Here is a 13,587-nt window from a genome sequence, read left to right as displayed (position 1 = left end):
ACGAGGAAAAGGGGGAAATGTCGTGCTACGGGTGGCACTGATAGCCCCTTAACGGCACAGACTCATGAACCGGACATCACCGCTCTGCTCCGGGTGTGCGATGTTACAATGTGCCCTTAGTCACCAATGTGGCCACAGCGGAATTGGTTCTTCGGGTCCTGTTTGAACATCAATCATCGAGCTGAAGGGCGGATGTCCAGAACGCTTCACCCACCGATTCCCGGGTTCGGGTCACGGCCACCTGCAACTCGGTCGCGGTTCGCTCGTGCCAAGCGCGAACAGAAGTGATCCACCGCCGGGCGTCTTCTTTCGCTTCCGCTGCAGCCATGCGCTGGACGGCTTCCCCGGCCAGGCGGTCGTGTTCTGCCGCTTTGTGCATGCTGTGAACGGCAATGGCGACGACGGTGGCGTGGTGATCTCCGGCTAAGATGCGGCGGACGCTTCCTTTCGCCGTGATCCGGTGATAGGAACTCTCATAAATCTCCCGATAAAACTCATCGAAACCCGGCAGGTCCTTCGTCACGGCGAAAAGTTTCATCTGTCGACTGACGGAGCAGAGCACGGCGAGAGCATATTCGCTCGCCGTCAGATGGTCCAGTACCCGGGTAAAGACGACATGTTCCACGTGGGGGTGTTGAGGCAAGGGTTCCATGGTGGGGCCACTCCTTTCCTGCGTTTCATGTCGGCACTGTAGCCTATGCAAACCGGGCATCTGTTGACTCCCTGGATTAGCTCGTCAATGTGCGGGTTAAGCTAGGTGTGTGACCGCGTTTTATGGAGGGGGATAGCCGTGAAGCCGCGCACAGAACAATCGGTCGATCGCCGGGATTATCGATTCTCGCAGCTTCCGCCTCATGTGTTGGAGGAGTTGCAAACTTTTGAGGCCAAGCTTTCCTCAGAGCTGGGGAAAGAAGTGATTCTGATTTGTTACGACGATCCACGGTGAAGGTCGGGCGGCGGCCGCCTGGGACGCGATCCCCTTTCGGGGCGCGGGTCCCAGGCGGCCTGTTTGCTCTCTACCGTCCGCCCAAGATCAAGAGGAGTTTTGAACAGCCATACAAAGGCGTAAAGGAATCGTTAACCGCCTACTGTAACGCAGGAGCCAAGGCGGGGGCTGGGACCACAGCCCCATGATACTTTTGTTCGATAAACTGTTTTACGTCGTCTGAAGTGAGGGCTTGGGCCAGCTTGACCAACTCCGGTCTCTTTTCATCCCCTTTGCGGACCACGAGGACGTTCGCGTACGGCGAATCGGCGCTCTCCAAAAAGATGGCGTCTTTGGTGGGATTGAGGTTGGCCTGTAGGGCGTAGTTGGTGTTGATGACCGCTGCCGTGACGTCGTCCAAAGCCCGGGGGAGCATGGCCGCATCCAACTCCCGGATGGTTAAATTGCCCGGCTTTTGTACAATGTCTCGAACGGTGGCCGTGACCCCGGCTCCTGGTTTCAGTTGAATGACTCCCGCCTTAGCCAATAATGCCAAGGCCCGGCCGCCGTTTGTGGCGTCGTTGGGAATGGCCACCGTCCCCCCCTGGCTTTTCAAGTCGTCCACAGATTTGATTTTCTTGGAATAAATCCCCATGGGTTCAATGTGGACTTTGGCGATCCACTGCAAGTCCGTTCCTTTTTGCTGGTTGAAATTGTCGAGATAAGGAATGTGTTGAAAATAATTGGCGTCTAGCTGTTTGTCCACCAATTGCGGGTTGAGCTGGGCGTAATCTGAAAAGGTCACGACTTCTAGCTTAATCCCTTCCTTGGCCAATGTTGGCTTGACATGTTCCAAAATCTCGGCGTGGGGGACGGCCGTCGCTCCAACTTTGATAACTTTTTCCCCGCCCCCCTGTTGGCCGGTGTCGCTGGGTGAACCCGATGTTCCGGAAGATCCGCACGCGGTTAAGGCTAGGGCCAAGGCGACGGTCAGAAACGGCAAAGCTCTTTTCAACTTTTTCACGGTGAAAGACCCCCTTTGTTTGGATACAGACCTTATGATCTAACGGCGGGTGAAACGAAGGACCAGGCGATCTCCGCCCCATTGCAGAAACTGGACAAAAACGACGAGGAGGGCGGTGGTCAGCAGCATGACACCGGTGTCGAACCGCTGATATCCGTATCGGACCGCCAGGTCCCCGAGCCCTCCGCCGCCGATGGCGCCGGCCATAGCCGAGTAGCCGATGAGGTTCACGGCGGTAATGGTGATGCCCGCCAAGAGCCCTGGCCGGGCTTCGGGAAGGAGGACCTTCCAGATGATCTGGCCGGTGCGGGCTCCCATAGCCTGGGCCGCCTCGATGACTCCCCGGTCGACTTCCCGCAGGGAAGTCTCCACGAGCCGGGCGAAAAATGGGGCCGCCGAGGCCACCAGGGGCGGGATGGCGGCGGTGACGCCGATGGATGTGCCCACCAGCAGCCGGGTGAACGGGATCATAAGGATGAGCAGGATGATGAATGGTATCGAACGAACGATATTCACCACCGCCCCTACGATCCGGTACAAACCGGGCATCGGTTTGAGGTGTCCAGGTCCCGCGACGACGAGAAAAATCCCCACGGGCCCACCCAGCAGGACCGAGAACAATACCGACAGTCCAATCATGTAGACCGTATCGAGGGATGCTTGTCCGATTTCACCCCATAGCCCCGGATCCACCTGAATTCACCTCCTTCACCCATGCCCCCCGATCCTGGAGGATTCGTATGGCTCTCTGCTTCGCCTCCTCGGGCCCCACAAGGGCCACGATGAACCGACCGTAGGGAATGGTTTTCATCCGGTCCACAGATCCCTGAAGAATTCGCACATGTACCCCGGTTTCTTCCGTCACCTCAGAAAAAACGGGCCGCAAAGCAGAATCTCCCACAAAGAGACACCGCAACAACTGTTCGTCTTGCGGCACCCCGGGGAGGTCATCGGTATCGGCACCGCCCATTTGCCGGACGAATTCGGTGGTGACTGGATGTTTCGGCCGGAGAAACACGTCCACCACACGTCCTTCCTCCACAATGCGCCCTTGGTGCAGCACGGCCACGCGGTCGCAAATCGCGGTGACGACGTGCATCTCGTGGGTGATGACCACCATTGTGAGGCCCAGGGACCGGTTGATGCTGGCGAGCAGTTCCAGGATCGAATCGGTGGTTTGGGGATCCAGGGCAGAAGTGGCCTCATCGCACAGGAGCACTTCCGGCTGAGGGGCAAGGGCCCGGGCGATCCCCACTCGTTGTTTCTGGCCGCCGCTCAGTTTGGATGGGTATTGATCCCGGAGCTCCCACAACCCCACCAGCCGGAGAAGCTCTTCCACCCGGCGGCGGCGACGTTCTTTTGGCCAGCCCGCCAGCTCTAGCGGGAACTCGATGTTTTCCGCCGCCGTGCGAGAGGACAGCAAATTAAAATGTTGAAACACCATGCCTATCTTTTGTCTCTCGGTTTGCAACTTCCGGGGGTCCAGATTTGTCAAATCCTTGCCGTTTACCGTGACCCGGCCGGAAGTAGGGCGTTCCAGGAGGTTGATGCACCTTACCAACGTGCTTTTCCCCGCCCCGCTGTGACCGATGATCCCGTAGATCGTGCCCTTTGGAATGTTTAAGTCGATGCCGTCCAGGACGCGCACGGCACGGCCGCCGATCGTAAAATCTTTGGATACTCCGTCAAGTTCAATCATCGATCAATCTCCTAGCACAAAAAATCCCTTTCGCGTCGCGAAAGGGCCCCTGAACCGGCCCTCTCATCTCCCGAAGCGCCATGGGCTTCGCAGGATTTAGCACCTGACACCCCGCTATGGTCAAGCGCGGTGTTGGTTGCCGGGCTTCATCGGGCCAGTCCCTCCGCCTGCTCTCGATAAGAGGTTGTAGTAATCTCTGCATTTCTTTGATACGATAAGGACAAGTTCGAATCTCAGTGTAATGAATGGCGATGGCGGCGTCAAGAGGGAGGGGGAAATAGTTCATTTGGACTACATCCGTTAGCTCAGGTTCACCAGGGCAAACTGGTCGGTGTCAACCTTTCTCGGTGGTGGCCGATGGGGTAGACTGTAGACGGTTACTAAGAATAATTTGCAGTGGACCTCCTAGGGGAACGGGAATGGTTGCACATGAAATGGTTCGATGCATTGAACCCTCTGTCCTCCATTTTTGACTTGATGTCCGGGGCAAGGGTTGGAAGGTCCCGGCGGGTGGCGTATCTCGCGGCGAAGATCGGGCTCGGGGCAGGCTTGGGCCTCCGGGAGGCACGAACGTTATATTTTGCCGGATTGTTGCATGACGTCGGCGCTCTCGTCGGTCCGTCCGGGGATTTCAAGCGGCGGGATCCAACCTTCGTACCGGTGGCCTCCGCACAATGGGTTCGGTCTCTGGACTTGGACCCGTGGACAGAAGTGTTTGTTGGGCAAAGTTGGGAAAACTGGGACGGTTCGGGTGTGCCTTTTGGGCTCCGCGGTCGTGAGATTTCATTGGGAGCGAGGATTGTGCGGGTGGCACGCGAGGCGGCCCAGGTAATGGACCGGGCGCCGATGGATGTCCCTTTGGCCGAGCGACTGGCCCGGGTTCGCGCAATCGGGCAGCGGGCTGGTGAGGTTTTCGATCCGGATGTGGTCCGAGTTTTTGAAGAACTGCTTGGGCACCCAGAAGTTGTCCTAGATGCGTTTGGTCCGTATTCTCCTTTTGTGTTGTTGTCAAAACGGCCTGCCGGGGACGCTCCGATGTCGTCAGAAGATGCGGTCAAGCTGGCGAGAATGTTTGGACGGTTGGCCGGCGTCTTGCGGGGGACTCCGAATCACGCGGAGCGGGTGGCAGGTTGGGCGATGAGCTTGGGGGAAGAGATGGGGCTGTCGGAGCGGGACCTCTATTCCCTCAATATTGCTGCTTATTACCACGATGTGGGATGGCTGGTGGGGAACCCAGGAGGGACGTTTGGCGGCGATGTGCAGGAGGAGCGCGAGCGGCTTCACTCCTATTACACCCAGGCTTTTTTGCAGCAAATACCCGGCCTGGAGGGTCCGGCGATATGGACCGGCCAGCATCATGAGCGGATCGATGGCACCGGGTACCCTGGAGGCCTCGCCGGCGAGATGCTGAGTCTGCCTTCTCGAATCCTTCAGGTGGCTGAATTTCTCGTTGACCAAGAAATGGCCCTTCAGGGGAAGGAAGGAGCCGGGGTCAAGAGGCGGTTGGCGCGCCTCCTGCACGCCGAGGAGCTAGCCGGCCGTTTGGACGGGCCGGTGTGTCGGGCGGCCATGAAAAGGGTGTCTCACGATCCTGAGCCAGCCAGCCGGGATCAGGAACACTTCTATCATCTGTCGAGCGAGGTGTCAGAGATGAAAAAGGTTTTGTTTGCCACGGACGGTTCTGAGGCGTCTAAGAAAGCGGAACAGATGGTGGCGGATATCTTGTCGAAGTGGACGGAGGCAGAGGTGACGGTCCTCTACGTGTCCCAGACAGTGCCCTACTACTATGAAGCCACTCCGGACCTCTTGGCCAATTTGTCCCAGTACGAAGAGTCCTGGGCGAAGCAGATTGAAGAGACCGTGATGAACACTTTTAAAGACTACAAGGATCGGGTGCGCTTCAAGCATCTGGTCGGACATCCGGCAACGGCGATTTGTGATGTTGCGGACGAGGAGAACGTCGATCTCATTGTGGTGGGGACCCACGGCCGGGGTGCTATTGACCGGGTTCTTCTTGGCAGTGTGAGCCACGGTGTGTTAAATCGGGCCAAACATTCGGTGTTGGTGGTTCGCTAATCCCACGAGGGCGCGGGGGCGGACGTTTTGAGTCTGCCCCCGCTACTCGTCTGAGGGGGGAGTGTCCGGTGGGCGGATGCCCTGGCGAATGGCGTAAGCGGCAGCCTGGACGCGATTCGTCAGATGGAGTTTGCTGAGGATGTTCTGGATATGATTGCGCACGGTGTGTTCACTGATGAACAACTGTTTAGCAATCTCCCGGTTGGAGGCCCCGGTGCTCAAATATCCCAGGACTTGGAGTTCCCGGCCTGTCAAGGGGTCAAGGACTTCCTCAGGGGTAGCTTCCTTGTGGAGTTCTGCCATGATCCGGGCGGCGAGCAGACCCGGGATCACCGCTTCCCCCGCCGCGACTTTCTGGATGCTGGAGATCAATTCGTCGGGATCGACGTTTTTCAACAGGTATCCGTTGGCTCCCGCTCGGATGGCTTCAAAAAGATCGTCGTCCTCCTCGGAAACGGTGAGGATCAAGATGCGCACCTGGGGGTCCATGGCTCGCAGCCTCCGCACGGCCTCCAGTCCGCCCATCACCGGCATACGAATGTCCATCAGGACGAGGTCGGGATGCAGTTCGGCATAAAGTTCCACCGCTTGTTTTCCGTTTGAAGCTTCTCCGACCACCGAAAGATCTTCGGCAGTTTCGAGGATTGTTCTCACCCCCCGGCGAAACAGAGCGTGATCGTCGACAAGGAGCACACTCACCGGCATCTTTCGTTCCCCTCTTCCTCTGGCGTCTCGGGACGGGATCCTGATCCCCGGGCCGGCATCGGCGCCACAGCGGCCCCGATTAACCGGCTTGCTTGACAGCGTCTTCATGGGATATGTCCTGGAACCAATGCAGCTCAACCCGGGTCCCCGTCGGGTTCCGGCGGGAAATGGTCAAGATTCCACCCAGGGATTGGGCTCGCTCCCGCATGGCCTTCAGGCCAAAGTGACGACCGGCATTCTCATGATCCGCCCATCCCTGATTGAAACGATGAAGGACGTCCTCGGGGATTCCGCACCCGTTATCTTCGATGATGACGCTAAATTGCTGACGGTAGGGCCCCACCGGACAGGCACCGAGGGTCATCCACACTTTCGTGGCCCCGCTGTGCTTGCGGACATTTGCCAGGGCTTCCTGTACGATTTTGGTCACCTGATCGCCAATATAAGGGTCGCAGGTGTCCGGAAATTCGAGCATCGCAACTTCGACGGGGATCCCGGACCGCTGCTGGAATTCGGCCAGCCATTTGGACAAAAAATGTTTCAGATCCTTTCCCGCGTGAATGGTGAGGTCATAAAGCACGTGCCGCAATTCCACAAAACTGTCGTGGACCACTTCGGTGACATCCCGGAGTTTATCCTGGGCTTCTGCGACCCGACCCTGGGCGAGCAGCGACTGGACCAGTTTGAGCTGCATATGAGAGTAGGCGATATCCTGCACGACACCGTCGTGAAGGTCCCTGGCCAGGCGCTCTCGTTCCTGGAGCGTAAAGTACATTTCGTCGCGTTTTCGCCGCTCTTCTTCTAAGTGTCGGCGTTCCCTGAGGTCTCGAAGGCTCATGAGGAAGTAGCGGCGGTTGCCGGCTGGAATATACGAGTAGGAGACAGCGACGGGGATCACATCACCCTGTCGGGAATGGATGTTCATCTCCACGTAGCTCAGCGGCGCCTTGGTATTTAATACGCAATGACCGAAGCACAGTGGCGCCAGGGCGAGATTCTCATCCTTTTCGTTGCGGCATTGTAAAAGTTCGGCACATGTGTCTGGGAATTGTTCGGTTTCGGCAAGCCCGACGAGTTCCCTGGCTGCCCGGTTCATAAAAACGATCCGGCGCTCCTCATCCGCCACCACCAAGCCATCCGAAGCGTGTTCCAGTAAAGCGTGGCAATACAGGGCCGGGTTATCCCCTTGTTCCTTCCTGTCACTCATCTTCATCGCCCCCCGTTCCCGACCGCCTGTGCCGAAAATACGTCCGTTTCGGCACACTTCTTTTTCAATTACTAGTATACCAGGTTTCTACCGGGGAGCAGGGAGAAAGAACTGGGGAAATCCGAACCTTCTCCAAAAAAAATAGTCCCCTTTTGGGGACCTAGGCCACAGAATCTTCAAAGGGGGTCTGAAAGGAGTATAACACGTTTTTCCGCGTTAAAGCAACAGAGTTTAGAAAAGGTTGGAGTTCCGCGATGGATCATTCTTCGCTTAAAGTCACGAATTGATAGCCTTGTTTCTTGAGAAAATCCAGTAGACTATCTAATGCTTCCAACATTCGGGGCTGATTGCCGCCACCGTCGTGAAAAAGCACAATCCTTCCAGGGCCCACTGTGTCTTTGACCACCGCTGTGATAGCCGTGGCATCCCGGCCGACGACCCAGTCCCTCGGGTCCACAGACCACATGGCGATGGGATGGCCGGTCTGGGCGGCCGCCTGCAGCACGGTGGGGGTCAATACGCCTCCCGCCGGGCGAAAATAATGGGGCCATATTCCGGTGATGCGCGCAATCACCTGATCGGCCCGTCGGATATCGGCGGCGACGGAATCTGGGGACATTTTGTCCAGACGGGCGTGAAGATATCCGTGATTCCCCAATTCATGACCCTCCGCCGCAATTCGTTTAACGATGGAAGGGTGTTTTTCGCAATGAATGCCTGTGAGAAAAAACGTGGCCCGAACCCGGTGCTTGCGAAGGATGTACAGGAGCTGCGGGGTGTAGATGGGGTGAGGACCATCGTCGAAGGTCAGGGCGATGCACTGGCCACTGTGTTGGACGGTACGGATGGGCGCGTTCTGTCCAGGGATCGAACCGTTCGCGGAAATGTTCCAGGATTGGCGATCGTTGGGATCGACCATTCGGGCGAGCGGATGGTGGCTTAGAAATGTCGGCGCGACGGCCATAAAAGCGACTGCCGTCAGATATAAAGATCCCAGCGGGCGACGTGATGTGTTGCGAAACAACATGACGGGTCCCCTCCGGGCTCTTGAGTACGCCACATAGTGTAACCGGGCTAGCGACTGGCTATGATCCCGCTGATTGAGCCGGACCTTCCCGAATGAACCTGTGGCCGGTTTGGCATTTTCCCGGAGTTGTGAAACAATAAAGGGAAAGGCTTCGAGGTGTCTCGAGCGGGAAATCAGGAGGTTGGAGTACGGTGGAGCAGGAACAAGCGGCGTATATGACCGAAGAGGGATTACGCAAGCTCAAGGAAGAGCTGGAATGGCTAAAGACCGAGAAACGGGCGGAAGTGAAAGAAAGGCTCAAGATCGCGCGAAGTTACGGTGACCTGTCTGAAAACAGCGAGTATGATGCGGCAAAAGAGGAGCAGGCCTTTGTCGAATCGAGGATTCTCCAACTGGAAGACCAGATTCGCCGGGCGAAGATCATCCGGGCGGAGGACAAGGTGGAAGGAGTGGTATCCATAGGTTCCACGGTGACCATTCGCGAACTGCCGGATGGTCCTGAAGAGACTTACACCATTGTGGGAACTGCCGAAGCAGATCCGGGTAAATTTCGGATATCGAATGAGTCGCCCATCGGGGCTGGTTTACTCGGGCGCCGGGCAGGGGAAGAGGTAGGCATTCAGACACCGGCCGGGGAGATCATATTCCGGATTTTGCGCATCCGTTGAATGACGCATAGAAAAATTTTTGACCGTCTGCCAATTCCTCTGTGCAGGGGTTGGTTTGTATGTTATGATGAGGGCATAAAGGCGCAAGGAGGCAGCTTCGTGAAAGGCAAAGTCAAGTGGTTCAATGCGGAGAAGGGTTATGGTTTCATTACGCCGGATGACGGCGGGAAAGACGTGTTTGTGCATTATAGCGCGATTCAGGAAGAAGGGTTTCGTACCCTCGAAGAGGGCCAAGACGTCGAGTACGACATCGTGGAAGGTCCGCGGGGCCCTCAGGCAGCGAATGTCGTGAAGTTGTAAGAGCAATTGATGAATGTGCGGACGGGAAGCCAGAAAGGTTCAGCCACTGGCCTTAAGGCCAGTGGCTGTTGCTGTTTTTTGCGCCATGGCGCATGGGCCTGGGGGAAGAAACATATCTTTTTGAGGGCGTGCAAGAAAATAGGTTGACCGTTTTTCGGTAGACTGGTGTATAATCGGCGTAAGTAACAGTTTCTAAATTAGGGGGTAAATCTCCACAAAAAGAAGTCGGCGGCCTTCCAAGCGGCCGATCGACGGGAAAAGGGGGCTCAACATGGAGCGAATGAAAAATAGAGGGTGGTTGTTGGCCGGGGTCGTAGCCATGACCATGGTGGTGACGGCCTGTGGAGCTCAGAACAGCGCTGGAACTACGTCTGGCGGTTCAGACGCAGGGAAAGTCAAGAAAATCGGCATCATTCAAATAATGGATCACCCTGCGCTGAATGCCGCCCGAGACGGATTCATTCAAGCGTTGGCGGATGCGGGGTATAAAGAAGGGGAAAAGGTCACTTTTGATCGACAGAACGCCCAGAATGATCAGTCGGTGGCAAAAACAATCGCCGACAAGTTTGTCCGGGACAAGGACGATTTGATCCTGGCGGTGGCCACGCCCTCGGCTCAGGCTGTATACAACGCCACGAAGACCATTCCCATCGTCTTTACTGCCGTGACGGACCCGGTTAAAGCCGGTTTGGTTCAGTCCCTCGATCATCCGGGAACGAACGTCACCGGTACGTCGGATGCGGTGCCAATCGGTGAACAATTAAAACTGATTCAACAGATTCTCCCCCATGCAAAGAATGTCGGATTCCTGTACAATCCTGGGGAACCGAACTCTGTGGTGCAATTGGATCAGGCGAAGCAAGTTGCGCCGCAGTTCGGTTTTAACCTCATCCCTCAACCGGTTTCAGGGCTCAATGATGTAAAAGTGGCCACCGCGCAACTTACGGGCAAGGTGGATGCCATCTACGTTCCCACGGACAACACGGTGGTCTCTGCCATCGCCACGGTGGTCGCCACGGCCAAAGAGAAGAAGATTCCCGTTTTTGGTTCAGAGGAAGGTCAGGTGCAGCAAGGTGCTCTGATCACCAAAGGAATCGACTATAAGAAGCTGGGCTACCAGGCGGGGCAACTTGCGGTGAAGATTCTGTCCGGCGCCGATCCGAAAACCTTGCCCGTGGAGACGGCGAAAAATCTGGGCGTTGTAGTCAATCTCAAGACGGCCCAGGATCTCGGCATTACGATTCCCGATTCGCTACTTCAAGACGCCAAGAAGATCCAATAGGGGCGAATAACGTTGTTGGACATTCTACTCACCGCGGCAAGAGAAGGATTGCTGTTTGGCATCATGGCCATGGGGGTCTTTCTAACCTTTAGGGTTTTAAATTTTGCCGATCTCACCGTGGACGGCACTTTCGCCCTCGGGGCAGCGACGTACGCGGCCGTGGTGATCAGCGGTGGGTCTGTGTGGCTCGGGATTGCTTTGGCCCTGGCGGGGGGGTTTGCCGCCGGGGCTGTGACCGGTCTCTTACACACCAAGGCGGGGATCACTGGGCTGCTTAGTGGGATTCTCACCATGATCGCCTTATACTCGATCAATTTGAGGATTATGGGCCGGCCGAACATCCCGCTGCTGAGCGGGCAGGGGATTTTGGGGGTATTCGAGCCCTTGGGCCTCTCGCCGGACGCCAGCGCTTGGGTTGTGTTCGTGTTGTTTCCAGGGGTGGTGTTCGTCCTTTTGGTGTGGTTGTTTCGCACCAAATTCGGTTACGTGTTGCGGGCCACCGGGGATAATATCCAGATGGTGAGGTCCCTCGGTGTGAATCCCGAGCGGATGGAGGTGTGGGGGCTGGCGCTCTCCAATGCCCTTGTCAGCCTCTCCGGTGCATTGGTGGCACAGTATCAAGGGTTCGCGGACGTGGGGATGGGTATCGGGACCATTATTGCCGGCCTGGCTTCGGTGATCATTGGCGAAGTGTTTGCCGGTTCCCGGGGCTTGGAGTGGCTTTTGGTGGGTGTTTTCCTCGGGACCTTTGTTTATCGGTTGAGCATTGGACTGGCCCTGGTCCTTGGGTTCGAACCCACCGATTTGAAACTCCTCACGGCTATCATCGTGTTTCTTGCCTTGACGTTGCCGGCTGTTCGGAAGAAGGTGCGGTTCTCGTGATCGAGATCGAAGGCTTGCATAAAACGTTCCATCGGGGAACCGCCGACGAAGTGGCCTTGTTCAGAGATTTTTCGTTACGGGTCGAATCCGGAGAGTTTGTCACGATCATCGGAAGCAACGGAGCCGGGAAGTCGACATTGTTGAATTTGATTGCGGGAAGCATCCCACCGGATGCGGGGCGGATTGTGGTCAATGGCCGGGATGTTGGAAAAATGCCCGAGCACCGGCGCTCAGCTTTTATCAGCCGGGTTTTCCAAAATCCGGCGCTTGGCACGTCCCCTTCACTGACGATCGAGGAAAACCTTTCCTTGGCCGTGAATAAAGGCCGACCTTTCGGCTTAGGATTTGCAAGAGACCGCCGGAGACGGGAGCATTTTAAAGAACGTTTAGCGTCTTTGGGCCTCGGGTTAGAAAATAAATTGGATATTAAGGTGGGGGTTTTATCAGGGGGACAGCGCCAGGCTCTGGCGTTACTGATGGCCACGGAGGTGAGCCCCTCCCTGCTCCTCCTGGATGAGCACACCGCTGCATTGGACCCTAAGACGGCGGGAATTATTATGGAGATGACGAAGAAGCTGGTGGAGGAGCACCGGATCACGACCCTCATGGTCACGCACAACATGAAAAATGCTTTGGACTACGGCAACCGTTTGGTCATGCTCCACCAAGGTTCCGTGGTGGTGGACATTGGTGGCGACGCAAAACGGGGGCTTACCGTCGCGAAGCTCATGGAGCTGTTCGGAGAGGGCTCTGCCTTGTCCGATCGGATGGTGTTCGCGGAATTCAGTGAAGTCTAATCGGGGTGCGGGAACATGACCAAAGAATCCGGGGGCCGGCTGCCGCAATCCGGAGTGGCGAGGGAACTCAGACAGAAACTGATCCTGTACGTGTCCCTGGCGATGGTGTTTTTTGTATTGGGCTGGCTTCTCACCGTCCAGTATCGGTCGCTCCATTCGGGGGGCAATACGGAAGTTTCCCAAGACGCGAGCGAAGTCGCCCACCAGCTCGAAGCCGTAAAAGCCCGGAATCAACAGCTGGAGTCCCAAGTTCAGGATGTCCAGAAACAGATTGATGGGATCGAAAAACAGTATGGGGGAAACCTCGCATCATTCGAACAGATGCGCATGGACATGGACCGGGCGCGGATTCTGGCCGGCGCACCAGTGAGCGGCCCTGGGGTGACGGTGACGTTGGACAATGGTCGAGGGACTCAAACAGGGGGCGATAGACAGGCGGCGATCGTCGAGGAATGGGACGTCGTGCGCCTGGTCCAGGAACTTTTGGCCGGCGGGGCTGAAGCGGTGGCGGTGAATGGTCAGCGTTGGGCCATCGTCGACAGTCCGGCACCGGATTCTGCGCCTGTCCATCTTCACGCCCCTTATCAAATTCAGGCTATTGGGGATCCAAGCGTGTTGATGACGGCGCTGTCGATGCGGGGCGGCATCTTGGACTGGCTTCAGCAGAGGGGGCTCACAGTGTCCGCGCCCAAGGCGGTCAACACCCTTCACTTGCCCGGCTACGATGGGCGAAGATGGACCTTTGACATTCGGCAATAAGGTTTTTGTCGGGGGGCAGGTCCGGGTTGGTTGGCATGGCCTGGTTGCGGCGGGGTGCGAGAAGAATTTCCCGCGCGTACAAATACCCCCTTGTCAAAGACGATGGAGTTTGATAAAGTGTATCTTGTCGCCCGGAGGCGATGGTGTTACAATCGCGCTTTCCTCGGTAGCTCAGTGGTAGAGCGTCCGGCTGTTAACCGGGTGGTCGCAGGTTCGAATCCTGCCCGGGGAGCCAA

Annotated in this window: 15 protein-coding genes, 1 tRNA gene and 1 riboswitch; of the genes, 9 read left to right on the top strand and 7 right to left on the bottom strand. The window is 56.9% G+C overall.

Annotated elements, in window-relative coordinates:
- Positions 1-169 precede the first annotated feature (169 nt).
- Positions 170-652: a hypothetical protein gene (locus tag K6T64_RS08895; RefSeq protein ID WP_288009687.1), complete on the bottom strand. Its 483-nt coding sequence runs from the start codon at positions 650-652 to the stop codon at positions 170-172.
- Positions 653-790: 138 nt separating this feature from the next.
- Between K6T64_RS08895 and K6T64_RS08890 the strand changes: the two genes are divergently transcribed.
- Positions 791-946: a hypothetical protein gene (locus K6T64_RS08890; RefSeq protein WP_157935418.1), complete on the top strand. Its 156-nt coding sequence runs from the start codon at positions 791-793 to the stop codon at positions 944-946.
- Positions 947-1,085: 139 nt separating this feature from the next.
- On the opposite strand, the gene K6T64_RS08885 is transcribed toward K6T64_RS08890, so the two are convergent.
- Genes K6T64_RS08885 through K6T64_RS08875 form a run of 3 tightly spaced genes read right to left on the bottom strand, consistent with a single transcriptional unit; the run spans position 1,086 to position 3,648 of the window.
- Entirely contained in the window at positions 1,086-1,949 is an 864-nt protein-coding gene (locus K6T64_RS08885) for a MetQ/NlpA family ABC transporter substrate-binding protein (RefSeq protein WP_288009684.1), read from the bottom strand.
- Positions 1,950-1,988: 39 nt separating this feature from the next.
- The gene (locus K6T64_RS08880; protein ID WP_288009682.1) at positions 1,989-2,642 is read right to left on the bottom strand and encodes a methionine ABC transporter permease; all 654 of its coding nucleotides are present in this window, start codon (positions 2,640-2,642) and stop codon (positions 1,989-1,991) included.
- Positions 2,620-3,648: a methionine ABC transporter ATP-binding protein gene (locus K6T64_RS08875; RefSeq protein ID WP_288009680.1), complete on the bottom strand. Its 1,029-nt coding sequence runs from the start codon at positions 3,646-3,648 to the stop codon at positions 2,620-2,622. Before K6T64_RS08875 ends, K6T64_RS08880 begins: the two co-directional genes overlap by 23 nt.
- Positions 3,649-3,708: 60 nt before the next feature.
- Positions 3,709-3,831: riboswitch (SAM riboswitch) on the bottom strand.
- 246 nt (positions 3,832-4,077) lie between these two features.
- On the opposite strand from K6T64_RS08875, the gene K6T64_RS08870 reads away from it, so the two are divergent.
- Entirely contained in the window at positions 4,078-5,724 is a 1,647-nt protein-coding gene (locus K6T64_RS08870; RefSeq protein WP_288009679.1) for a universal stress protein, read from the top strand.
- A gap of 42 nt (positions 5,725-5,766) precedes the next feature.
- On the opposite strand, the gene K6T64_RS08865 is transcribed toward K6T64_RS08870, so the two are convergent.
- The 3 genes from K6T64_RS08865 to K6T64_RS08855 all read right to left on the bottom strand — a co-directional run bounded on the left by K6T64_RS08865 (position 5,767) and on the right by K6T64_RS08855 (position 8,663).
- Positions 5,767-6,429 (bottom strand): response regulator, encoded by a 663-nt coding sequence (locus tag K6T64_RS08865; RefSeq protein ID WP_288009677.1) that lies wholly within the window; start codon positions 6,427-6,429, stop codon positions 5,767-5,769.
- 79 nt (positions 6,430-6,508) lie between these two features.
- Positions 6,509-7,636, bottom strand: coding sequence for a sensor histidine kinase (locus K6T64_RS08860; protein ID WP_288009675.1), 1,128 nt, complete (start codon positions 7,634-7,636; stop codon positions 6,509-6,511).
- Between the two features lie 259 nt (positions 7,637-7,895).
- Positions 7,896-8,663 (bottom strand): polysaccharide deacetylase family protein, encoded by a 768-nt coding sequence (locus K6T64_RS08855; RefSeq protein ID WP_288009674.1) that lies wholly within the window; start codon positions 8,661-8,663, stop codon positions 7,896-7,898.
- 191 nt (positions 8,664-8,854) lie between these two features.
- On the opposite strand from K6T64_RS08855, the gene greA reads away from it, so the two are divergent.
- From greA to K6T64_RS08820, 7 genes are all read left to right on the top strand, one after another.
- On the top strand, positions 8,855-9,331 hold the full coding sequence (gene greA, locus K6T64_RS08850) for a transcription elongation factor GreA (RefSeq protein WP_100667464.1): 477 nt from the start codon (positions 8,855-8,857) through the stop codon (positions 9,329-9,331).
- A 99-nt stretch (positions 9,332-9,430) separates the two neighbouring features.
- A complete protein-coding gene (cspE, locus tag K6T64_RS08845) occupies positions 9,431-9,631 on the top strand; it encodes a transcription antiterminator/RNA stability regulator CspE (RefSeq protein WP_013075938.1) in 201 nt (66 codons plus the stop codon).
- A gap of 271 nt (positions 9,632-9,902) precedes the next feature.
- Positions 9,903-10,913, top strand: coding sequence for an ABC transporter substrate-binding protein (locus K6T64_RS08840; protein ID WP_288009672.1), 1,011 nt, complete (start codon positions 9,903-9,905; stop codon positions 10,911-10,913).
- Positions 10,914-10,925: 12 nt separating this feature from the next.
- On the top strand, positions 10,926-11,795 hold the full coding sequence (locus K6T64_RS08835) for an ABC transporter permease (protein WP_288009670.1): 870 nt from the start codon (positions 10,926-10,928) through the stop codon (positions 11,793-11,795).
- Positions 11,792-12,592 (top strand): ABC transporter ATP-binding protein, encoded by an 801-nt coding sequence (locus K6T64_RS08830; RefSeq protein ID WP_100667467.1) that lies wholly within the window; start codon positions 11,792-11,794, stop codon positions 12,590-12,592. The genes K6T64_RS08835 and K6T64_RS08830 overlap by 4 nt, the downstream gene beginning before the upstream one ends.
- Positions 12,593-12,607: 15 nt before the next feature.
- Positions 12,608-13,351: a DUF881 domain-containing protein gene (locus K6T64_RS08825; RefSeq protein WP_100667468.1), complete on the top strand. Its 744-nt coding sequence runs from the start codon at positions 12,608-12,610 to the stop codon at positions 13,349-13,351.
- 160 nt (positions 13,352-13,511) lie between these two features.
- Positions 13,512-13,586, top strand: a tRNA-Asn gene (locus K6T64_RS08820).
- Position 13,587 lies beyond the last annotated feature (1 nt).

This window comes from Kyrpidia sp. (genome assembly GCF_023512215.1).
Taxonomy (GTDB): Bacteria; Bacillota; Bacilli; order Kyrpidiales; family Kyrpidiaceae; genus Kyrpidia; species Kyrpidia spormannii.
The sequence above is the reverse complement of the archived record's forward strand: the minus strand, read 5'-3'. Positions and strand labels throughout refer to the sequence as shown.